Source organism: Bradyrhizobium vignae, assembly GCF_900324035.1.
GTDB lineage: Bacteria > Pseudomonadota > Alphaproteobacteria > Rhizobiales > Xanthobacteraceae > Bradyrhizobium > Bradyrhizobium vignae.
The window spans coordinates 7106229-7127731 of record NZ_LS398110.1; the positions used below are offsets into that span (position 1 = coordinate 7106229).

Consider the following 21503-nt stretch of genomic DNA (forward strand, 5'->3'; position numbering starts at 1 on the left):
CACTCAGCCCTCGCTCAGTGTTGCTGCCGCTTATCAGCAACCGCCGTGCCAACGCTTGCCCGTGCTTCCTAAGCTTCTGATTACGTTTCTAAAACAGGCGGCCGGTGAGTGAGGCTCTGGGCGTTTTCGATCTGCGTGGCTGTCAGAAAACTAACAACGACCACAACCATCAACGCGAAAAGCAGATTTAGCGTGACCTGTTCCGATGGCTTCAGGTGCGGAACGGAACTTGCTCCGGCTTGAGGACACTGAATATGCCGCTCGGACTGGAAACCTGGCGCACCAGCGGCAAGAGTTGCATATACGGTACGGCGCTTGGCCCGCCCGCATTTGAGATGATCGGCTATAAACTCGGATCAACTCTCGAGAGTAGCACCCCCATGCCAATCGTTCAGCTCAACACACCTACATAGGTATGTCATGGCGACAATCATCTTTTATCAGAAGCCCGGCTGCGCCACCAACGCGCGTCAGATTCGAGCGCTGAAGTCCGCCGGCCACGACGTGATCGCCCGAGACATCTTGAAACAGCCATGGGATACGGAGGATTTGCGCGGCTTCTTCGGCAACATGCCCGTCGACTTCTGGTTCAACCGAGCTGCGCCCCGTATTAAGTCAGGCGAAGTCAATCCAGATACTATCGACGCGGCAAGCGCACTCACATTGATGGTGGGCGATCCGCTCCTGATACGACGACCGCTGATCGATGTAGGCGGGGCACGATGTGCTGGACATGAGCCCTTGCTGTCCCTGCTTGGCCGCACGTCGCAAGATGATCTGGAGGGATGCTTACACGACGCAAACCGCACGCGTTGCCCGCAGACGTGAGAAAACAGCGGACCGTACCTCCAGCACATCAAGCGAGGCAAAGATGACGTTTCCACCTACCGACCTACGCGGGAAATAGGCGACGAGGCCTTCGCTGACACGGGCCTGCGCGAGTGACTGCTCTGTAACGGGCATCCGTATACTACGCTCGAATCCCGTTCTTCTCACCGTTCCAGTGGGTGAGAGGCCGCAGCAGTTACGCCCCTTTATCACGAATGAACTCCGCGGCCTGGGTTGGATCAGAGCAGCGATCAGAGACGTGGTTTTTTGAAGAGATCTGTCTCTCTTGAACTGAATAAGAATGAGAACAGACCACCACCCTTCGCGGGCGTGATCCTTAAGCAACTTAGCGACATAATTGCCTTATGGCCGCTCCCATTTTGATCGACGTCAAATCCTCCCTCACCCGCCCTGTGTGACAGAGATCTCGCGCGGCTCTTCGCGCGGACTTTGGAATGGAGAATTCGATGAGAACAAGGACAGTTACGACGATAGCATCGCTGCTCGCCTTAGCGACCTCGTTGGCCAGCATCCCGGTACAGGCTGCGGATCTGGCTCGGGCGCCGATCTACTATAAAGCGCCTCCGATTGAACCCTCTAATCCATGGATGATCCGCCTGCGCGTGCTTGGCGTTTTGCCGGATACCGCAGGCGGCACGGTCAACGTCGCCGGGGCGCCCTCGCTGTCCTCACCAACTTCTGGGCTATCAATCAGCGATCAAGCCATACCCGAGCTCGACATCACCTACTTCTTCACAAAGAACGTTGCCGCCGAACTCATTCTCGGCGTGACCAGCCATCACATCAGCGGCAATGGCGCGCTCACTGGCCTCGATATCGGCAAAGCCTGGCTGTTGCCGCCAACACTGACCCTGCAATATCACTTCACCGATTTCGGCGCGCTCAAGCCCTATATCGGCGCGGGCATCAACTACACCGCATTCTTCAATCAATCGGCAGCCAATACGTCTCTCGCCGGTCTTGCAGTGACGGATTTGCGCATCAGCAACCAGTTCGGCGCGGCGGTCCAATTCGGTTTCGATTACATGCTTGATCGTAACTGGGGCCTCAACTTTGACGTGAAGAAGCTGTGGCTGCGGCCAGAGTACTCCGCGATCGTAAACAATGCGATTGCCGTCACCGGGCGTGCCAACATCGACCCATGGCTCGTCAGCGGCGGCGTCACATACAAGTTCTAGCGCTAGAACAGGATCAAAACGGGGAGTCCGTTTGATGAAGGGAGACGCGGCGATCTCATCGAGCGCGTCCCCTAGCCTTACCGCAGTGCAAGCAGAACGAGATGACGCGTCAAGAATGCGTCATCTCGCGAGATGCGGAGAGCTATTCGCAGCGCTGCTCTCTGAGCTACGGATCGTGCAGTATGGAGTGACCGTACACGACCAGATCGACCCAGCATATGTTCATATTCTTACTGGTCGCGCGTTGCAAAGGCGCCATTTGCAGATTACGCGGGAGAAGAATGGCGGCACGCGGCGGCAACTTGAATGACTTGCTGTTCTCACATCCGAAGCGTGATGGCTACGCTCAACCCTCAGACGATCTGAGTTCCGAGCCGCCAGCTCATCGTCGGACAGGCCGTCGATGCTTGTTAGCCCGGGCAAGTGGCAGCTAATCGACGCCTCTAGCTTCGCTTCAGCACCATCACAAGGCGGTCGACACGTTTGCCCTGCTTGAGGTGGTAGTTTACGATTTCGTCAACATCCTCAGGCGTGGTCGCGCGGTACCACACTCCATCGGGATAGACGACCATCAAGGGACCAGAGTTACAAAAGCCAAGGCAGCCTGCCATCGTGAAGCCAATATCGTTGAGACCTTGCGCTTCGATCGCCTTAGCCATCCGATCCCATAGGGCTTGCGCGCCGGAGGCGCCACAGCTGCCGTGCGGATGAGTTGGCGGACGCTGCGTGTTGCAGGCAAAGACATGATGCCTATAAAGCTGAGGAATCTCGAATTCGGTTTCTGAGTTCATGCGCCTGCCTCTCCTGAGTCAATGGGCTTCATCTGAAAAGAGCCTGGATTGCGAGCACATCGCCCCCACAATTCTAACAGCGCATCAACCAATCGATGCTAACATTTCCACTCGCGCTTGAGAAAGCAGACGAAATGGGTGGGCGCCATCGTGATTGTCGTCGCTAGATCAGTGATAGATATTCTCGCGACCAGAGGAACCCCCTTGATCAGTTCCAACCTCTTCTGCCCTCATTCCGGTCTTTCCGCTCCGGCATCACTGTCCAACTTCTCCAAAGCAAGTTGCGCACCAGATGCGTAACTTTCGTTTTCTGCAACGATCCCTTGCTTTGCGCGACTCACAATTGTTGCGAAGGTTGCGACAATGTCGTTCGCTTCTGTTTCGGACACGACAAACCTCGCATAGCGTTTGACCTCCCGCTTCAACCTTCCGTGCGCAGAATAACCTTGAAGCTCGGCTACTCTATCTAGCTCTTGCGCTATCATATCTTGGAACGAGCAGTGATCTTCATGACCGTCGAGCAGTCTAGCGAGAAGCTCGAAGATGGTGTGGTGAATCGATCACGTGTTCTGCCATTGCTGACCGCATTGACCGGCGCGGGTCACAGCATCTTTTTCGCCCTGAAGCTAGACGCTGCGTTCGGCCGCTGCCTACCTGTCGTTTGCTCAACAGATGCCGTCTGTCCCGAGAGTCGCCGAGCCACATTTGCGGCAGCAGACCAAGCCGGTCGCAATCAATGCTAGACCCGCAACACAGCGGCCCGCGATTGGGACCACGCTTCACACGATACGCGTCAAGACGAGCGTGCAGTGGAAAGTGCGAAACAACGAGCACGGCCCATTAATGCATTTGCTCCTAACGAGCCCTAACTGACGATGGTGACGCCATTCGCTAAGAGCGTCCCACGAACCGACGTTTGGCACGCCAGTTGCAACGCAGGCAATAAAGCCAGCTGTACCGGCCGGCCTTCTGACACAGGATCGTCGTTCCTCATCCCCAGACGATCCTGTCAGTCTGGGTCCCGCCATCTCCAAGCCCAGACGATGCCCTCGGCGAACTTCCAGCCGCCGGGGGCATTTCCCGCTCAAACATATCAGCGGCGGTAGCAAGCATGTCCCGCCTGCCGGCTCGATTTGGCGAGCCAGCGCAGGAGCAGCTCTTTGGTGCTACGGAGGTTAAAGGCTGTGACACGCATCTAACAGCGCTCACGAGCACAATGGCCTCATTCGAGGGCAAAGCGCCTCAGGCAGCTCGAGCACAATAAAGCGCTAGGCCCGTTAGTCCGGGTGGATCGTGATATCCATGGTTTCGTCGCTGTCTCCGAAGGGGTCGGCAAACCGATCGTCCTTGAGCAGCTTGACGCCGCACAGGCAAACATCACCTTCGATCACGGCGAGCGCTACCGGGTCAAGCGATTGTCCATCTCAGGGGCCGTCGATGCACACCCCAGTTTCGATCTCGAATCTTGCACCGTGCCAGCCGCAGCGGAGAAAGGAACGGTCCGCCGAGAAACACGCACCGCAGCCGATGTTCAGCCAGACACTCTCATGCGGACAACGATTGACGTAACCAAAATAGTCATTGCCGAAGGTGCGCACCACAATAAAACGGCCGGCGCTCGCCCCTATCATCAATCTGCGACAGGCTAAAGCTCATTGCCCCACTCCGCTCGATGGCATCGCCCTGGCAGACGACAAAAACCTCGGTGCGACCGCTCATCACGTATAGGTTCGCTCATCCCGGCCTCCCAGTTTGCTGCTTGAAGGCTTCAATCGCAGCCCGGGTCAGCTGAAAAATCCCACGGCCACGAGCGAGCGGCCGAAACGCCGAGCTGGCATGGGCGTTGAGGACATCAAACCACTGGTTCGGCGTGAGCTTCGCCGGACGCTCGCTGATTTGGATCACCCTCCCGTTGGGAGCGAAGCGGACGTGGATGATGACTTGTTGCGAGTTCATAGCGATCCCCTATTTTTGCTAACTCTAATGATCTTGAGTGGTCACCGAGAATCTCAACTGTGATGTGCTTGGTTTCCTGCACCTTGGCGCGTGGGCCTCTAGCCGCGGCCTGGACCCGGCGCCTCCTCTACTATCGATCAGTCCTTCTTCGCGCTCGCCTGGAGCTTTCTCTTGCGGGGTTAAGTCGAGTGCATCCGCCCGCTGGAGAATTGCTGCGAACACAGCAGCGTCTCCACGCCGAGAGCTCGGCGGCGGTGATATCGGGATCGGACAGTGGAATGAATAATGTATTCTCCTCCACAGTGTGCGCACATCAAGCCGATACTCTGCTGGCTGAGTGCTCACCGCCCAAAATTCCTTTCGGCCAACACGATCTCGATCGCCCGTATCGGATTGGCCGTAATCCGCACGCAGCGATCCGATCCATCGACTCGACCAGATGAAGGTCGAAAACGCGCATACTGCCGGAACGGCGGATTCGCCAAATCCGAGGCATAAAGCCGCGCCCAAGCAAGCTGCCAGCCGCTCGACTTCGATCAATTCCTCCGCGGTAAGCGCGATCGTGGTTCCTCTGACTCGTCAAAGACGGTTCGTCATTGCCAGAACAGACGCTCCGGATCCGCATTCAACTCGTCGATTGCAGAGGTCAACCGATGGTAAAGGCTGTAAAATTCCCAGATTCCTCGCGCATGATTCTTACGAAACAGCTTCCAGATCCCGCTCACGCCATCATAAAGAAGCAGCGCGACATCGATGAGAGCGCCATCCTTGGCGATGTTGCGCGAGCAACAGGGACTCTCGACGAGGTAGCCGCCCCTCACCGGCGTCACGTAGGGCGAGACGTAGAGATAGCGTTTGCGCGAGCTTAAGCCGTGCTCGATCCGCTTGCGATCGAGCTCGTTGGGGTGAGGCACCAGCCCGGCCTTTGCCTTTCTCATCAGCGCAGCATTCATGGCGAAAGCCTCCATTCAAAGCACTGTAATTTCTTCTTCAAGACAGCCGATGAGCAGCTGATCACCGAAATCGACAATGTAGATCGGCACGTTCGCTTCCGTATGGATCGCGACGTTGATGATCTCACCGATCGCTCCGGCGGCGAGCAAGACTCCATCGGGCTTCGTATCGGGAAATGAGTCGTCGTTGATAAGGTCGACTGCGGTCTTGACCCGCTGTCCCCGCCGATATTTCGGAGAGCCGCGCTGCGTCATGACTCCTCCGGCAATGGCAGATCATCGACCTCCTCGCAGGCGTCCGCCGGCTCTAGTTCCTTGCGTTTCATGCCAACGCGATAACCGCTTTCCAGATATTCGACGCCGTAGATGTAGAATTGCTGCAGGAATGTGCCGATCGAGACGACGTAACCCACCTCTCCCTTCTTCACTAACACGTCGCCAATCTCCTTGCCTCGATAGGTGCCATCATTGCGGATGGTGCGATTGGCTCGCACCTTTTGGCCAAAGCTGAAGACAGGCGGATCGCTGAGCTCGACGACGTCGCTGTCGCGAACGATGCTGTTCATGTGCCGCGCCTCATGGATCGCTCCTTCAGAGATGCGCGGGCCGCCTCGCCCAGGCGAGATCCTGGATCACGTTATCCTCCTGCGTCATCGCGAAGCGCCTTCGGATCGCCGCGCGGAATGAAATGCCCACCAGGAACGTGCTGCCGACCAGCAACAGCACGCCGGAGGGCAATCCAGCACGGTCCTCGTGCGTGATGGAGGACCGAACGTCGTCTATGCCGGCGCCAACGCGCAGCACGAAGCTTACAATGCTTTCCAGCACTACTGGTCGCATGCCGATGGGGTTCACGCTTTAGGCTGGCGCCTGCTAGCGAGGCACGGATGTGTCAACCACGCAGGTATTGTCGACTGGACAGGCGGCGACACATTGCGGCTCGTCGAAATGGCCAACACATTCAGTGCATTTCGCCGCTTCAATGACAAAGCTTCCTCCCTTTTCCGAGATAGCAACGTTCGGGCATAGGGGTTCGCAGGCTGAGCAGCTCGTACACTGCGAGGCGATGATCTTAAATGGCACATATTTCCCCTTACGCTGCAGAGATCAGAGATCCTTGCGGGAGCGCGGCGCCTCCTCGCCGCACGTGCTGGAACTCCCCGCGCTTCACCTTGTCCAGATAGGATTTGAACCAGGCGATCGCCGACTTCTCAATGAACTCATGGGCGTATTGATCGACCGGCTCGATCCCCGCCTTGATCAGATTGCTTTTCGGGCAGCCGCCGATCTTAGACACGAAGACCGCGTGGCAGTCATGGATGCCGCGCATGATGGCGGAAAGCCTGTCCTCCTCGCCATAACCGCCCTGGCAATAAACGTCCACACGGCGGTGCCCGACGAATTTGGCACCGGATGTGGAAAGTTCGTAAACCTGGAATTCCTTTGCATGCCCAAAGTGCTCGTTGATCAACCCCGAGCCCTTGGTTGCGACGGCCACTAGAAGAGTAATCGCGCTCATCTCTCCGGCAAATTCCGCAAGCTCCTTTTGAGCGGCCGCTACTTTGGCGGCACGCTCATCCTCTACCCTGCCCTGATATGCCTCGCGCATCTCCAAATCATATTGGACGTCCATTCTCATGACCTGATCCGTGGTGAACTCTGCGCTGCGATCTTCCCCGAGTAGCCCAACCGCATCGGCGCGGCACTGGCGGCAATGCCGCATCATTTTTATCTCTCCTTCGCAAGCATCTTGCAGCGCCTTCAACTCCTGCGCCGTCGGTCCGCGCTGACCGTTGAGGCCAAATACTGTGCCGTGCTCGGGCGCGGAGATCAGGGGCATGATATTGTGAAGGAAGGCACCGCGCGACTTAACCGCCTTGTTGACCTCGACGAGGTGGTCGTCGTTGATGTTTGGAATCATCACCGAATTGACCTTGCACAGGATACCCCGTTCGCTAAGCATCTCGAGGCCCTGCAGCTGGCGATCGGTCAGTATCTTTGCCGCGTCGATGCCGGTGTAGCGCTTGTGGTTGAAGAAGATCCACGGATAGATCTTGGCGCCGATTTCGGGATCGACCATGTTGATGGTGACGGTGACGTGGTCAATTTTGGACCTGGCGATGGTATCAATATGGTCTGGCAGAGCCAATCCGTTGGTTGACAGGCACAGTTTGATGTCGGGGGCGGCCTTGGCGACCAGCTCGAACGTCTTGAACGTCTTTACTGGATTGGCGAGGGGATCGCCGGGACCAGCGATGCCAAGCACTGTCATCTGCGGAATTCTAGTCGCGACCGCGAGCACTTTTCTTACCGCCTGCTCAGGAGTGAGCTTCTCGCTCACCACGCCCGGACGCGATTCATTAGCGCAGTCGTATTTTCGGTTGCAGTAATTGCACTGGATGTTGCAGGCAGGCGCGACCGCAACATGCATGCGGGCGTAATGATGATGCGCTTCTTCGCTGTAGCAGGGATGGTCCTTGACCTTTTCCCAAATTTCGGACGGCAGATCGCGTTGACCTGCCTGCGAGCCGCAGCTCGCCTGCCCGGTCTTGGCAGAAGCGCGGCAGCCGGCGGACCGCATAATCGTGCCGCTATCCACTCCAGCTTTGACATGTTTTCCGCGTTCGACGACCGCGTTCATTTTCGTTTTTCCCTGCAGGCATCATCGACCACCCAGGACCATCCGTGAGCGAGCCTCAAGACTCTGGGTAGCAACTTGCATGCCATGGCGGAGACGATGAAATTGCAGCCATGCGCCAACGAGTTAGCGGAAGCGATCGTCGCTGGCGCATAGAAGAACAGCAATGATGCGCTTGTTAGCGATGCGACAGATACGTCATTATTCTCACGCAGAGCTCCATGGCTTGCGCGTTCATTCTCACGCAGCTCGCCAGAACTCCATCTGAACGGGTTTTCTCGCGTTGGGCTCTCACAATATGCCGATATGAGCTGGGAATCCGGGGGTTTCCAATGCCACCAATGGTGAGCAGTATCTCAAGCGCGCAAGGGAGCCCATTCGCAAGCGGTGTCAGACTGTGCAGCACCGTCGCCCAGCTCCCGGCCATGGCACCGGCGACTCTTGGCCAACCGCATCGTAAAAGCGATGCCAGCGATTCTCGCCAATGCCGACGCGGGTGATACCCTGTACTTCGCCCCAGCGTCGGCTCGACTGCCGAGCAAAGGCCTGTGTCATCGATGCCGTCCCGGCGGGTTGACGTTTGCTGCCGACGCCTAGGCATTTGGCTCTAGCCGGCCGCGGCAACGCGAACCTTATTGGCGAAGAAGCCGGCAAACGCCTCTGGTGTGGTCGGCAAATCGGGCTTGGACAATTCGGCGCGGCCAGGACGGAGATTGGAAGCAATGCTCGAAGCCCTCAGGCCGGCAGCGACGTCCACGAGCGCCTTTGCATCGGCCCTATCGACGAACTCGATCTGCGGAGGCGCCTTCACGAACCGTCCCCGTTCTCTCCCCGTTTTTTAGCGTTGATTGTGATCGGTAACGGGGTGTCGCTCGCCATCTCGGGCAAATCGAGAACCCAGCCATTAGCCACTTTGATCCAGCCGCCCCACAGTGTCTCGTACTCGGATTCTACGATTGGCTCTTCGAGATCCTTTTTTGGCACGTAGATCGACAGGCCCTCCGGAGACCGGCGGATCATGATTTTCACGACATCTACTCCCTGACTGTGACGCGGGAGATGGCGCGCATGCGAGCCACGATGTCTGACACCGCGCACACCACCTCATCGACCTCCGCAAAGGAGGTTTCACGCGACAGAGAAAAGCGAATGGCGCCGTGCATCCGCCACCGCGGCAGCTGCATGGCACGCAGAACATGCGATGGCTGCATGGAGCCGGAGCTGCAGGCTGATCCTAGCGACACAGCGATGCCCGTCCGATCGAGATGGTGGGCGATGGCTTCGCCTTCGAGATGGTCGAAGGCAATATTGGCCGTGTTCGCCAACCGATTGCTGGTGTCACCGAGCACAACGCACTCGCCATTCTTCAAGATTCCCTGCTCAAGACGGTCGCGCAACGCGGCAATGCGATCGCGCTCGGGTTCAAGCCGCTCCGCCGCAAGCTCGGCGGCTTTTCCCAGGCCGACAATGCCGGGAATATTCTCAGTCCCGCCTCGGCGCCCTCGTTCCTGTGATCCGCCGCAGATCAGCGGCCGGAATTCTGTCCCTTTGCGCAAATATAGCGCGCCGATCCCCTTGGGGCCGTGCAGTTTGTGCCCGGATAGCGACAGCATGTCGATCGCACTGTCCTTCAGGTTCACGCACACCTTACCGATGGCCTGCACCGCATCAGTGTGAAACAGCGCGCCCGCCTCCCGAGTCAACTCGGCTAGAAGCTCCACAGGAAAGATCGTTCCTGTCTCGTTGTTGGCCCACATAACCGAGGCAATCGCTGTGCGTGGCCCGAGTGCGCAGCGAAACGCCTCGATGTCGAGCCGGCCGCGGGAATCTACGGGTACGATGTGCGTCTTGACTCCTGTTCTCGCCAATTGCTCGGTTAGCGCAAGAACGGCGGAGTGCTCTACCGAGGTGGTGACGATCTCGTCGCGATCTTCCTGTGTCGCAAGCGCAGAGAGGATGGCGGCATTATTGCCCTCGGTCCCTCCCGAGGTGAAAACGATTTCATGATCGTATGCGTTCCCTAGCAGGATACGCAAGCTACGCCGGGCCTGCCTCACAGCGACTGCGACCTCGCTGCCAAAGGCATGCGTGGACGAGGCATTGCCGAATTGCTCGGTGAAGAAAGGCAACATGGCTTGCACGACGGATGGATCAGTTCGAGTCGTTGCATTATTATCGAGGTAAATCAGCATTCGATTTCGCTCAATCCACTGCCTCGCCTGCAGCCGCGACGGGGATCAGGCGCACCAATTCGCCAAGTTTTCGACAAGCCGCGCCTGAATGCCTTTCCTCATGTTCGAAAACTTACAGCAACGTGCGGGCAGTGGACAGCCTGACCATGACCCTGCCGCCATCGATCCCGATCAGGTGACAGTCGCCACCATCGCGTCGCAGATTGGGTCGAATCTCGTTCGATGGCGCCGCGAATGCGACGCTCTCGGTCTGTCGCAATGGGCGACGATTGCCTCAGTTGTTTCGGTTCGGCCGGCATGCTTCTATGTCCTCCTCATCAGCTGAACGATTTGTTTCATCAGCTGAACGATTTTCCGCATGAGCAGTTCGCAGTGGCGTTCGGGTTGTGAAACGTAAAGCCAGAACTCTCCAGTGCCATCACGAAATCGATGGTCGTGCCGATCAGATGCTCACGGCTCTTGTTATCGACGAACACCTTCAGCCCATCGCAGTCGATCACGGTGTCGTCAGGCTTCGGTTCTTCGACCAGACCCATCTTGTATTTGAATCCATTGCAGCCGCCCGCTTCGATCATGACGCGCAGACCGCCGGTCGGATGGGTCGACGATGAAATCGCGCTCTTGATTGCGTTCACTGCGCTATCCGTCAGGTTGATCACGGCTTTCCCTCATCAGCTTCGATCCAGCTGCTAAGGGCAAGCCACGTGCCAGCGCGCAGACGCTTGATGATGCTCACTTTTTTGGATTGCGCCTGTTGGCGTTGAAACCGGTGTCGGGTTCCCGACAGGCTCCCTGAGTGTTAGCAGCCACTTACGCGTTTTCTTCTAAGCTGCGGCGAAGGCCGCTATGCATGCGACGGCAAGCAATTTGCATCGCATCTGGCACCGGCCAAGGCGTCGGAAGAGTTTAGATCGAGGAAGAATTTAATGACTGCAATCGAGAACACCGCACTCGGCAGACTTGAGAAGGAGGGCCGCCTGCTCAATGCCGTACTCAAAGGCGGGACTACCAAGCCGGGCCGGTTCGGCTTTCGCGGCGACGTGGCACTAAAATTCCAGACTCAGGTTGCGGACGAGAAACGGCCGCCAGACTATTCGATTGAGCAGGTGTTGACGATCGCACAGGACGGCGAACGCACTATTCCGGTGCTGGCCGGCTATCTGCATTCCTTCGCCTATCTTGCTGACGTCGCGAGCGTCCTTGACGGCGCCTTAAGCCCAACCGGCAGCTACTTCATCTTCTGCAACAACATTGATTTACTGGCGAAGTACCGAGTGAAGTTCGGTGATATTAGCTTCCACGTCCTACCGTGCGATGAATCCACGGTTTGGAAGGAGATGATGGACCTGGTCGGGCTCAACAAGGACGACATCAAGAAGCTCGATCCGGGCGGCAAGCTTGATTACCTCCTCGATGCCGCAAAGGATCTCGACCTGTCCTATGAGGAGATCTCGTACGACGAAGGGCTAAAGAGGATGGAGCCCGTGAAAAACCGCAACGAGAATCGGCCGGTCTGAGCGCCGTCTTCACTTGTTGGCCGATGCATCGTCTTCGACAAGATGCACACCAACGACGCAGATATCACCGTCCAGAACTGCCAACGCGATCGGCGTGAGCGTTCTACCTTGACATGGACCTTCGACGCACAGGCCGGTGCCGAGTTCGAAGGTCGAACCATGCTTGCCGCACATCAGCCGGATACCGTATGGATCAAGGAATACGTTCCGCTCCCAGTCCAAATTGACGTCGTTGTGCGGGCATTTATTGACGTAGCCAAGCACCTTTTTGCCCCAGCGCACCACAATGATGGACCACGGCCGGTGATTGCCGTGATCGTCGACGACCATCAGGTGGAATCCCTTGGCCTGGCGGCTCGAAATGTCGTTAAAGCTGCAGATCGCGTAGATGGGATTTGGCTTCACTTATCGCCCATTGATTGCAAGACGCTTTTCATTGTCGCTGTGCAATCAACCTGCAAGAACCGTACAAGTGCCGGTCTGATAGTGTCTGTTGTAATCCAACGCGCAAGCCAGCCCTTGCTGGCTCGCCCAATTTTTCGCCGCATCATTCAGACTAATCAGTTCGATAATTTAGGCCTTGCTGCCGTTTCCATGCAGGCCGTGCAGCTGCAGCTTTCGGGTCCAAGCCCTCTGCACTATTTGTCGGACAGCTGCCCGCGGTGGCTGGTCGTTGCTGCTCGTTGCTGCTCGTTGTGGCCACTCCGTAGGGAGCCCCCGTTACGCCACCTCGGATCGCGCATCCGACCGCAGCTTCGTAAGCGCCTTCGGAGAAGGTTGTTGAACGGACGTTTCAGCCGGCGAGGGCGACGCAGCAAGCGCGCGCCCCTTTGAAGCAAGCCGTTGAGCTCGGGATAGAACGGTCAAATGTCCGTCATTTCAGGCCCGATGCTGCTATTGCAGCCAATTTACTCCATGTGCATCCCTCTAAGAGCGCGCTCCAAGTAAAATGAAGGGTCATCGTCCGACGAATCCGTTTCGTAGCTTCTCTGAGGACCGACATCACTGCCCCCATCTTTGGAAAGATACTTCGTAGGCTTGCCTACCCGCTGCCACTCGTCGTTCTCGTTCTTCGTCCACACATCGGGGCGTTGGTGAGGATCAAGCACCCAGTGGTTACGACCCACGGGAACAAAACCCATGTCTGCTAGACGAGGTTCCATGCCAGCTAGGGCTGGCCGCGACAAGATCAGCGGATGGTCCCCGTCCTCTCGCAGTTGATGTTCTAGCAAGATATCGCCAGCGTTCTCGACAAGCGGATGAGTCACCCTAAGATCTACCACGGATGTGATATCGTTGCGCCCAAACTGCTGCTGAAAATGGTCTCCTTTAATCCGAGCCGGGCCTCCTGCTCTTAGAAGCCCGACAATTTCGTCGCCCAACCGGTAGCTGTAAAATCGTGCTGGCTTATTTGGATCATCGTAGGTGTTGGCGTAACTTCCAGCAACCGTCGCTGCGCGCTCAGCCTTCTGGGAGACGAAGTCCGAGTACTCTTCTGGGTTCTCGCTGATGTGCCTGATATCATTGCGCAAGAATCTCACAACTCCGCGCAAGAAGGACTCTCGGTCGATCTCTCTGATGGGCGGTTCGGAAACGAGAGAGTATGACGCCGCTGGTTCGGACGACGACCCACCTCGCTCCATTGCTGCAACTGTTTCCGCAAACCGTGGACTATCTCCCGCTTCTGACGAATCGTCAGTTTGGTTACCGGTAGTGAACTGGCTGGATGAGCCAACGCTTCTGCCATACATGAGAGCGCTCTCCTATCGGCAAAGTTGCACACAATTGAGCTCGTGCCGTGCGAGCTCTGCCACGACTAGGATAAAATTCCTAGCTGACCACAACCTGACCAAAGCACTCTGCGCGCTTCGGCATGACTACCCGACGCACTCTGCGCGTAAGTTACAGATACTCGCTGCGACAAGCCGCGATCTGCACAGCATCCACTCGGATCAAATCGCCCGACCCGAACGCTCGACACACCTTGTGGCTGCGCCTCTTGACCAGCGAGACAGAAAGTGCCGCGGACTTCGTCAAGTTGCACGATGTGTCAGAGAGTCAAATCAACCGAGCGATGGTGAATGATCGTCTCCTCGAATCTCCGGCCTTCATCTACTAACCCAAACAATGGCGCCGAGAGCGCGAAAGAGACATCATGGCCCACTACATCGTCCGGTTCTTCAAGACCCTTACCGGAGATCAGGGACAAGCCCGTGAGGCCTGCCGGCGCGTTATTGACATCAATGCGTGTAACGCGACCGAAGCAGCATCCCTTGCCAAACGGCAGTTCTGCGAGCTCCGGGAGATCCGAGAGTGGTCGCTGCTCGCGGACCGGATCGACGTCGGCCTGCCGATTTTCCCCTCATGAGGTGATGGCCCGCCAGGTGCCGGCATACTCTTCAGCTATCTGATAGGTCCGACTGCTCTCCCAGGCTGAGCCGGCGCAGTTTGCCTCCTAAACAGCACAATTGCATGGCCAAAGCTTGCCACGCGCTGGTGAGTGCCCCGAGCAGGAGTCAGGCCGCAGGTCGCTGGCTGCGGTGGATAGCCAAAGCAAGCCTCAGAAGGAGGACAATCGAGACGTTGCCCTTCCCGCTCTCGATCTGAGCGATGTATCGCTCCGAAATGCCAGACCTGCGGGCGAGCTCCCGACGCGACATGCGGCAATGCATGCGCGAGCGGCGCACACGGTCGCCGAGTTCGAGCAGGAATTCGGTCTCGGAGCATGGCGGCTCAGCATTCCCACCGGGCAACGCTTCGCCCGCGAACTCGACGACCTCTTCCAGCATTTTTTTGTCCTCTCTTCCCGAACCTAAGACTATGGCTGGTCTTCAGGTCTCTCATTGACATCGATCAAATAGCCGGCTCGCTATCGAGCTCTCGCAGCTGATTGCGGTGCTCCTTCGGAATGAAGCGAATCTTCTCCGGAAAACATAAAGTTCCAATACGGCAGTTGAATTGAGCCAGAGCAAGGTCGTCTGGGCACCGCTGCGTTAGCTAGTCCGGAGATGGAGGACCGCACATGCGACCCGACTTAGTGCAATCCTATGGCAACGACAGCCTCCCTCGGTATACGAGCTATCCAACCGCCCCGCACTTCTCGCCCGAGATTTGCGAAGTCGATTATCGAAAATGGCTCAAATCCGTGCCGCTCCAGCAGCCGGCTTCGCTTTACCTGCATGTGCCATTTTGCCGCTCCATGTGCTGGTACTGCGGATGCCATACCTTCGTAACGAAGCACGATGAGCCAATCGCCCTCTATGCCTCTGGTCTGCGCCGCGAGGCGCAGCTTACCGCTGAGGCGATCGGGCAGAGGCTGCCGGTCTCTCACATCCACTTTGGCGGCGGTACGCCGACCGTCATGCGACCGGAGACGTTCGCGGAACTGGTCGATCTCTTGCGGTCTTCGTTTCTCGTCCTTCCCCATGCCGAAATCGCCATCGAGATAGATCCTCGCACCCTGACTAAGCCGATGACGGAGGCCCTTGCCTCCTGCGGTGTCAACCGCGCGAGCCTGGGTGTTCAGAGCTTCGACCCAGCCGTCCAGCAGGCCATCAACCGGCATCAGACTTTCGATCAGACCGCGACCTCCGTCGAGCGGTTACGCCGGCAGAGCATCGGCCGGATCAACTTTGACCTTCTCTATGGCCTTCCCCTGCAGACCGTGGAATCCTGCCTGGATACCGTTCGCAAATGTCTCGAGCTGCGCCCTGATCGCTTTTCGGTCTTCGGCTACGCCCATGTTCCATCATTCAAGAAGCATCAGCGAACGATCTCCGATGACTCGCTCCCAGACAGTCTCGAGCGACACCTCCAGTCAGAGACCATTGCTCAAGCCTTACTTGATGCGGGGTACGTGCGCATCGGCCTCGATCACTTCGCTCTTGCCAACGACAGCCTTGTCGCCGCAGGCCGGAAAGGCAGATTGCGACGGAATTTCCAGGGTTACACCGACGACACCGCAGACACGCTCATCGGTCTTGGCACCAGCGCCATCGGCCGCATGCCTCAGGGCTTCGTGCAGAACGTCGTTCCCATACGCGATTATCTGGCCCGCATTGCCGAGGAACGCCTCGCCACGACGAAAGGCTACGTGCTTACCGACGAAGACCGATTCCGCGCCGCTATTATCGAGCGAATCATGTGCGATCTTGCGGTTGATCTCCGCCAAGTATCGCGTCTGCATGGCCGCGACCAGGAGTCCGCCGTAGTTGATCGCGCTCGGATTGATAGTCTCATCGCTCATGGCGCCGTGACAATGACCACGGACGGCCTATCAGTGAACGCCGGGGCAGAATTCTTGGTGAGGAGCGTGGCTTCGGCCTTCGACGCCCACCTTGCGCATCCCGCAGCCACTCATAGCCGTGCAGTCTAACCTCCGGGCTCCTCACGAGGCTCGCTACCATGAGACAATGGAAGAGGCTGGGCTCTTCCCGGCTGCCCTCACGCCCGCCAAGGCCATCGTCAAAGCAATCAGCAGCAGGCAGGCCTGCGAAGAAAGTCGACCGCCTGGGGTATTAGAGATTCCTTTCTGAGCGCATCGATCGTATAAGCGTTCGGGCAGTACTCTGGATATTGCAAAGCCGCCGTTCCTGCCCTCGTCTCACGATTGCATCGCCGCTTTGATGCACAAAGTGCGCACACCATTGTCAAGTCATGCAGCACGCCTGGCTGCTTGCGCGCAATCGACCTTTCATCAATCCCGAACACATCGAGCAGCCGTGACAATTCCTTGGCACCGTGCCGGCCATGAGCAATGAGGGCTTCGAGCTCAGCTCGCTGGACGCGAAGGTCGCGCGCAATGGACTCGATCTCGGAGGCACTGAGTGCACGGATGTCGGCGGATTCGCGAAATCGTTCGAACCAATCCGCAATCCTTCCCAACAACCAGCCCGCGATCGACGCTGATTTAGTGATCGATGTCATGGCAACCTCACGAACTTTAATAGACGCAATATTCTACCGCGGAGCGGCGCCTGCATTGCGCCAGGTCAAATGGGGCGCAGTTCACCACCGCCAGCTGCTGTCGAACGGACCTTGGGCTGGAGCGATGGCGACTCAATAGCGTCCTCAGCAATCGCGCGCCAAGCGGCCCCGTCGAGATCGTCAAACTGACCACTCTTCAACGACCATAGGAATGCCAGTAGCCCGATCACGCCAAGCAGCAATGCCAGCGGGACGAGGAACACGATCACTTCCATAGCTCATTCTCCCGTCGCAGACGGCGTCCGCGTAGCGAATTCAGCATGACCAGGATCGATGAGCTGCTCATCGCTGCCGCCGCAATCAACGGCGTGAGAATCCCGCTGATCGCGACCGGAACGGCCAGGACGTTGTAGCCGATCGCGAGCCAGAGATTTTGCCGCATCAAATGCAGGGCCTTGTGCGAGGCATCAATAGCTGCAACGACCGGGACCAAGGGACGACCCTGGAAGACGAGATCGGCCGTAGCCTGGCTCAGATGTGCGGCCGAGATCGGCGACATCGAGACATGGGCCGCGGCGAGCGAGGGCGCATCATTCATGCCGTCGCCGACCATCAGCACCTTTGCGCCGCGTTGCTTCAGCTGCTCGATCCGCGCGATCTTGTCGGCCGGCGTTATGCCGGCGCGCCATTCCGGGATACCAAGCGCATCGGCCGCCGCCTGCACCGCCGGCTCGCGGTCGCCGGAGAGGATCTCGACCCCGATATTGCGTGCCTTCAGTGCCGCGATGACGGGCTTCGCGTCCGGGCGCAGGCCCTGGCGCACCAAAAGGATGAACTTCTCGCCGCCCTTGGCGAAGGCGACGATGGAGGCTTCGGGATCAACGGTGCCCTTGTCGAGGAGCGCATCCGTGCCGCAGAAGGACGGGCGGCCGAGACGAAGGTCCTGGCCGTCGAGCGTCACACTAACGCCCTGTCCCGCCTCTTCCACGGCACCGACGATGGGCGAAACGGCACCGGCGGCCTGCGCGATCGCGGCCGCCACGGGGTGATGGCTCGACAGCGCGAGCCGACCGGCAAGTGCGAAAATCTCTGCGGGAATCTCGGCCGCGTTCATCACTTCGAGATCGGGCAGCGTCAGCGTCCCTGTTTTGTCGAAGATGACGTGGTCGGCCTCCGCCAGCCGCTCGATGGCATCGCCCGAATTGAGCAGCACGCCCGCTTTGAACATCGCACCCGAGGCCATAGTCTGCACCGTCGGAATGGCAAGGCCGAGCGCACAGGGACAGGTGATGATCAGGACGGCAACGCCGGTGACGATGGCGTCGTGCCAGCTCGCACCAAAAGCGACCCAGCCGAGGATGGTCAGGAGCGCGGTCGCATGCACCACCGGCGCATAGAGCCGCGAGGCGCGGTCGGCGAGCCGCATGTAGCGAGAGCGGGCCTGGATTGCGTTGTCGAGCAGCCGCGTAATCTCGGCGAGCAGCGTCGCCTCCGAGGCCGCCGAAACCTGCACCCGTAACGTGCCAGAGATGTTCATGGAGCCAGCATAAACAGGCGTGCCGTGCTCGGCCGTGACATAGAGCGTCTCGCCGGTGATCAGGCTCTGGTCGATCTCGGAGCGGCCCTCGATCACGGTCCCATCCACCGCGCAGCGCTCGCCGGGCCGCAGCAGCACGATGTCGCCGGGTCGGATCGCAGCAACCGGCACCCGCGAGATCTCGTCGGCGCCGACGAACTTGGCGGCAGTCTCCGCCTTGAGCGCGGCGAGATTGCCCGCAACCGCGCGGGTCCGTCGGCGCATGTTCTGGTCGAGGAAACGGCCGACCAGGAGGAAGGTGAGCAGCATGATCGCCGCATCGAAATAGGCGTGCTCGGCATGATGGACGGTCTCGACCAGGGACATGCCGAGCGCAAGGATCACTCCGATCGAGATCGGCACGTCCATGTTGGTGGTCCTGGCCGACAGCGCGCGCCAGGCCGAACGGAAGAACGGCTGGCCGGCATAGGCCGCGGCCGGCAGCGCGATCAGCGCCGATAGCCAATGGAAGAAGTCGCGCTGCTCGGGCAGCATGTCCGAGCGATTGCCCGACCACACTGGGATCGAGAGCATCATCACGTTCATTGTGGCGAACGCCGCGACGCCGAGGCAGCGCAGCAGGAAGCGGGATTCGGCGAACTCGCTCGCTTCCGCGCTCTCGGTCTCGTAGGGATAGGCCTTGTAGCCGAGCTCCTCGAGGCGATCGATGAAGCGCGCGGGATCGAGCGTGCCGGCCTTCCATTCCAGCGCAACGCGGCGGTCGGTGAGGTTGACCCGCGCCAGCGTGACGTCGGGGATAGCCGACAATCCGCGCTCGATCTTGGCCATGCAGCCGGCGCAGTGAACGCCTTCGACCACGAGGTCGATGTGCTGGACGCCCTCGCCGGCGCTGCGGACATAGTGCGAGAAATCCCGCGTGACGTGCATGACAAAGTCCCTCAGTTCAGGATCACGCGGTTGCGCGACAGGAAGACGCGCTGTCCCCGCGCCTCAGCCTCGATCACGAGGTCCCACTGCCCCGGCGCGACCGCCGCAGCATTGCCGCGATAGAGCCCGATGCCTGCTTCGCTGAGCTCGACCGACAGATCAGCCCGCTTGTCGGTCGGCCGCTCCAGGCGTCCGGCGAATTTCAATCCGGTCATCGGCTGTCCCGCGGCATCGCGCGGCTCGAGCTGGATCATGGCGCCGCCGTCGGCGCGCCGCTCAATATGGGCGTTGACCTGCCAGTTTCGTGCGGCCTGGTCGTGCGCCGCCGAAATCTCGCGGTCATAGGTCAGTCCTGCGGCATAGGGGCTGTCGACATCGGTGCCGGGCAGCGTTGCGATCGCGAGCTTCATCATGGTGACATTCACGCCGATCACGACGCCGAAGAAGGCGACGAGCATCAGGAAGACCTTGGTTCCGGTCAGCGGTTTGGATGCCATGGTAGATCTCCTGAGCCTCAAGGCGAGACGAAGTTGTCGGTCGTGCTCGCCGCCACGCCAAGCCCGATATCCATGACGTGGAAATGGACGGGAATCGACTTCTCCGGATTGTTCTCCGCTGGTGCAGTGACGAGCAGCCGCAGCTCGCTGGTCGTGTCGCGCGGGATCACGATCATCGGCCTGTCGGGGGTCACGGAATCGACACCGACGACGTGGACGGTCGCGTTGACAGGCCCGTTCGCGTCGATCGCGATGACGCGGTCATAGCCGCTCTTGTTGAGCAGCCGCACGGTGTAGGCGTTGCGGATCGAGCCGTCGCTGAGCTTGACCGCGACCGGATTGCGATCGTGCAGCACGTTGATGTCGAGCAGCCCGCGGGTCGCCAGCGTGTAGATCATGAAGCCGCCGACGACCGCGATGATCGCGCCGTAGACGATGGTGCGGGCCCGGACGATGCGGTAGATCGGCGTCTTGCCTTCCTGGCGGCGATGGATGTTGATGTCGGTATCGTAGCCGATCAGCCGCTTCGGCCGGCCGATCTTGCTCATCACGTTGTCGCAGGCGTCGATGCAGAGGCCGCACTGGATGCATTCCATCTGCGGTCCGTTGCGGATGTCGATGCCGGTCGGGCAAACCGCGACGCACTGATAGCAATCGACGCAATCGCCGACCTGCTGGCCGAGCGCGCGAAGTTCGGCGGCCTTCTTGACCGAGGTGCGCTTCTCGCCGCGATCGTAGCGATAGGTGACGTTGAGCGCCCATTCGTCGGTGAGCGCAGCCTGAATCCGCGGCCACGGGCACATATAGGTGCAGACCTGCTCGCGCATGTAGCCGGCGAGCAGATAGGTCGTTGCTGTGAGGATGCCGATCCAGATATAGGCGATCATCGGCCCCTGAAAGGTGACGAGCTCCTTCACCAGCGTCGGCGCATCGTTGAAGTAAAGCACCCAGGCGCCGCCGGTCCACCAGGCGATCAGCAGCCAGATTGAATGCTTGAGCACGATCTCGGAGATGCGCTCGAGCTTCATCGGATCAGTCGAGGCATCCTTCTTCATGCGCTCGCGCCGGTCGCCTTCGATCAGACGCTCGACTGCATAGAACAAATCGGTCCACACCGTCTGCGGGCACAGATAGCCGCACCAGATCCGGCCGCCGATGGAGTTCATCAGGAACAGTGCCACCGCGGCAACAATCAACAGGCCGGTGAAGTAGTAGACCTCCTGCGGCCACAGCTCGATGAAGAAAAAGTAGAAGCGGCTGTTGGGAAGGTCGATCAGCACCGCCTGGCTGGGCGCGCCGAGGCCGCGATTCCAGCGCACGAAGGGCAGGAAATAGTAGACGCTGAGGCAGAACGCCATCAGGCCCCATCTGATCCGGCGGAAGGTGCCGGAGACGCTCTGGGGATAGACCTTTTTGCGGGCTGCGTAGAGTGGCCCGTTGTCGTTACCCGATATGACGTCTTTGGGGTTCACGGTCTTGTTCATCGCCAACGGCTTTCGAGAGGTGCGATTGAACCTAGACCGGACATCGTCGCGCCAGTTG

At 59.0% G+C, this 21503-nt stretch carries 28 protein-coding genes; 5 read left to right on the top strand and 23 right to left on the bottom strand.

Annotation, left to right across the window (positions count from 1 at the left end; genetic code table 11):
* Positions 1 to 420 precede the first annotated feature (420 nt).
* Entirely contained in the window at positions 421 to 828 is a 408-nt protein-coding gene (locus BRAD3257_RS34155; protein ID WP_122405469.1) for a thioredoxin domain-containing protein, read from the top strand.
* A 467-nt stretch (positions 829 to 1295) separates the two neighbouring features.
* The gene (locus tag BRAD3257_RS34160; protein WP_430648807.1) at positions 1296 to 2027 is read left to right on the top strand and encodes an OmpW/AlkL family protein; all 732 of its coding nucleotides are present in this window, start codon (positions 1296 to 1298) and stop codon (positions 2025 to 2027) included.
* 443 nt (positions 2028 to 2470) lie between these two features.
* On the opposite strand, the gene BRAD3257_RS34165 is transcribed toward BRAD3257_RS34160, so the two are convergent.
* From BRAD3257_RS34165 to BRAD3257_RS34245, 15 genes are all read right to left on the bottom strand, one after another.
* On the bottom strand, positions 2471 to 2818 hold the full coding sequence (locus tag BRAD3257_RS34165) for a (2Fe-2S) ferredoxin domain-containing protein (protein WP_122405471.1): 348 nt from the start codon (positions 2816 to 2818) through the stop codon (positions 2471 to 2473).
* Between the two features lie 230 nt (positions 2819 to 3048).
* Complete coding sequence (locus BRAD3257_RS39955) at positions 3049 to 3207, bottom strand: hypothetical protein (protein WP_160118922.1); 159 nt, start codon at positions 3205 to 3207, stop codon at positions 3049 to 3051.
* 1035 nt (positions 3208 to 4242) lie between these two features.
* Positions 4243 to 4449, bottom strand: coding sequence for a Rieske (2Fe-2S) protein (locus BRAD3257_RS42450; protein WP_376707281.1), 207 nt, complete (start codon positions 4447 to 4449; stop codon positions 4243 to 4245).
* 103 nt (positions 4450 to 4552) lie between these two features.
* Positions 4553 to 4774, bottom strand: a complete 222-nt coding sequence (locus BRAD3257_RS34180) for a hypothetical protein (RefSeq protein WP_122405473.1) — start codon at positions 4772 to 4774, stop codon at positions 4553 to 4555.
* Positions 4775 to 5367: 593 nt separating this feature from the next.
* A complete protein-coding gene (locus BRAD3257_RS34190; RefSeq protein WP_122406911.1) occupies positions 5368 to 5727 on the bottom strand; it encodes a DUF3024 domain-containing protein in 360 nt (119 codons plus the stop codon).
* Between the two features lie 15 nt (positions 5728 to 5742).
* A complete protein-coding gene (locus tag BRAD3257_RS34195; protein ID WP_122405474.1) occupies positions 5743 to 5982 on the bottom strand; it encodes a nitrogen fixation protein NifZ in 240 nt (79 codons plus the stop codon).
* The gene (locus BRAD3257_RS34200) at positions 5979 to 6293 is read right to left on the bottom strand and encodes a nitrogen fixation protein NifZ (RefSeq protein WP_122405475.1); all 315 of its coding nucleotides are present in this window, start codon (positions 6291 to 6293) and stop codon (positions 5979 to 5981) included. The genes BRAD3257_RS34195 and BRAD3257_RS34200 overlap by 4 nt, the downstream gene beginning before the upstream one ends.
* A gap of 25 nt (positions 6294 to 6318) precedes the next feature.
* Entirely contained in the window at positions 6319 to 6555 is a 237-nt protein-coding gene (locus BRAD3257_RS34205; RefSeq protein WP_145987092.1) for a hypothetical protein, read from the bottom strand.
* Positions 6556 to 6600: 45 nt separating this feature from the next.
* Positions 6601 to 6810 carry a 4Fe-4S binding protein gene (locus tag BRAD3257_RS34210; RefSeq protein ID WP_122405477.1) on the bottom strand — a complete coding sequence of 70 codons (210 nt, stop codon included), beginning with the start codon at positions 6808 to 6810 and terminating at the stop codon, positions 6601 to 6603.
* 10 nt (positions 6811 to 6820) lie between these two features.
* On the bottom strand, positions 6821 to 8368 hold the full coding sequence (gene nifB / locus BRAD3257_RS34215) for a nitrogenase cofactor biosynthesis protein NifB (RefSeq protein WP_162500433.1): 1548 nt from the start codon (positions 8366 to 8368) through the stop codon (positions 6821 to 6823).
* A gap of 604 nt (positions 8369 to 8972) precedes the next feature.
* A complete protein-coding gene (locus tag BRAD3257_RS34225) occupies positions 8973 to 9176 on the bottom strand; it encodes a hypothetical protein (RefSeq protein ID WP_122405478.1) in 204 nt (67 codons plus the stop codon).
* Positions 9173 to 9394 (bottom strand): putative nitrogen fixation protein NifT, encoded by a 222-nt coding sequence (nifT, locus tag BRAD3257_RS34230; protein WP_122405479.1) that lies wholly within the window; start codon positions 9392 to 9394, stop codon positions 9173 to 9175. Before nifT ends, BRAD3257_RS34225 begins: the two co-directional genes overlap by 4 nt.
* Before the next feature lie 5 nt (positions 9395 to 9399).
* Positions 9400 to 10557: a cysteine desulfurase NifS gene (gene nifS / locus BRAD3257_RS34235; RefSeq protein WP_122405480.1), complete on the bottom strand. Its 1158-nt coding sequence runs from the start codon at positions 10555 to 10557 to the stop codon at positions 9400 to 9402.
* Positions 10558 to 10669: 112 nt separating this feature from the next.
* The gene (locus BRAD3257_RS41600; RefSeq protein ID WP_244607820.1) at positions 10670 to 10816 is read right to left on the bottom strand and encodes a NifU family protein; all 147 of its coding nucleotides are present in this window, start codon (positions 10814 to 10816) and stop codon (positions 10670 to 10672) included.
* Positions 10817 to 10895: 79 nt separating this feature from the next.
* On the bottom strand, positions 10896 to 11216 hold the full coding sequence (locus tag BRAD3257_RS34245) for a HesB/IscA family protein (RefSeq protein WP_122405481.1): 321 nt from the start codon (positions 11214 to 11216) through the stop codon (positions 10896 to 10898).
* Between the two features lie 267 nt (positions 11217 to 11483).
* On the opposite strand from BRAD3257_RS34245, the gene BRAD3257_RS34250 reads away from it, so the two are divergent.
* Positions 11484 to 12074 carry a hypothetical protein gene (locus tag BRAD3257_RS34250; protein WP_122405482.1) on the top strand — a complete coding sequence of 197 codons (591 nt, stop codon included), beginning with the start codon at positions 11484 to 11486 and terminating at the stop codon, positions 12072 to 12074.
* A gap of 9 nt (positions 12075 to 12083) precedes the next feature.
* On the opposite strand, the gene BRAD3257_RS34255 is transcribed toward BRAD3257_RS34250, so the two are convergent.
* Both BRAD3257_RS34255 and BRAD3257_RS34260 read right to left on the bottom strand, forming a co-directional pair.
* A complete protein-coding gene (locus BRAD3257_RS34255; RefSeq protein ID WP_122405483.1) occupies positions 12084 to 12479 on the bottom strand; it encodes a Rieske (2Fe-2S) protein in 396 nt (131 codons plus the stop codon).
* Positions 12480 to 12982: 503 nt separating this feature from the next.
* Entirely contained in the window at positions 12983 to 13717 is a 735-nt protein-coding gene (locus BRAD3257_RS34260) for a host specificity protein (protein ID WP_122405484.1), read from the bottom strand.
* Positions 13718 to 14229: 512 nt separating this feature from the next.
* On the opposite strand from BRAD3257_RS34260, the gene BRAD3257_RS34265 reads away from it, so the two are divergent.
* Entirely contained in the window at positions 14230 to 14442 is a 213-nt protein-coding gene (locus tag BRAD3257_RS34265) for a hypothetical protein (protein WP_122405485.1), read from the top strand.
* 148 nt (positions 14443 to 14590) lie between these two features.
* On the opposite strand, the gene BRAD3257_RS34270 is transcribed toward BRAD3257_RS34265, so the two are convergent.
* Positions 14591 to 14863, bottom strand: a complete 273-nt coding sequence (locus BRAD3257_RS34270; RefSeq protein WP_122405486.1) for a helix-turn-helix domain-containing protein — start codon at positions 14861 to 14863, stop codon at positions 14591 to 14593.
* Positions 14864 to 15096: 233 nt separating this feature from the next.
* Here BRAD3257_RS34270 and hemN point away from each other — a divergent pair, with 233 nt between their 5' ends.
* Positions 15097 to 16449 carry an oxygen-independent coproporphyrinogen III oxidase gene (hemN, locus tag BRAD3257_RS34275; protein WP_122405487.1) on the top strand — a complete coding sequence of 451 codons (1353 nt, stop codon included), beginning with the start codon at positions 15097 to 15099 and terminating at the stop codon, positions 16447 to 16449.
* A 98-nt stretch (positions 16450 to 16547) separates the two neighbouring features.
* Here the strand turns inward: hemN and BRAD3257_RS39540 are convergent, their stop codons facing one another.
* The 5 genes from BRAD3257_RS39540 to ccoG all read right to left on the bottom strand — a co-directional run bounded on the left by BRAD3257_RS39540 (position 16548) and on the right by ccoG (position 21445).
* Entirely contained in the window at positions 16548 to 17000 is a 453-nt protein-coding gene (locus tag BRAD3257_RS39540; RefSeq protein ID WP_145987093.1) for a DUF6455 family protein, read from the bottom strand.
* 65 nt (positions 17001 to 17065) lie between these two features.
* Positions 17066 to 17275, bottom strand: coding sequence for a cbb3-type cytochrome oxidase assembly protein CcoS (gene ccoS, locus BRAD3257_RS34280; RefSeq protein WP_122405488.1), 210 nt, complete (start codon positions 17273 to 17275; stop codon positions 17066 to 17068).
* A complete protein-coding gene (locus BRAD3257_RS34285) occupies positions 17266 to 19464 on the bottom strand; it encodes a cation-translocating P-type ATPase (RefSeq protein ID WP_122405489.1) in 2199 nt (732 codons plus the stop codon). The genes ccoS and BRAD3257_RS34285 overlap by 10 nt, the downstream gene beginning before the upstream one ends.
* 11 nt (positions 19465 to 19475) lie before the next feature.
* Positions 19476 to 19961 carry a FixH family protein gene (locus BRAD3257_RS34290; RefSeq protein ID WP_122405490.1) on the bottom strand — a complete coding sequence of 162 codons (486 nt, stop codon included), beginning with the start codon at positions 19959 to 19961 and terminating at the stop codon, positions 19476 to 19478.
* 17 nt (positions 19962 to 19978) lie between these two features.
* The gene (ccoG, locus tag BRAD3257_RS34295) at positions 19979 to 21445 is read right to left on the bottom strand and encodes a cytochrome c oxidase accessory protein CcoG (RefSeq protein WP_122405491.1); all 1467 of its coding nucleotides are present in this window, start codon (positions 21443 to 21445) and stop codon (positions 19979 to 19981) included.
* Between the last annotated feature and the right edge of the window lie 58 nt (positions 21446 to 21503).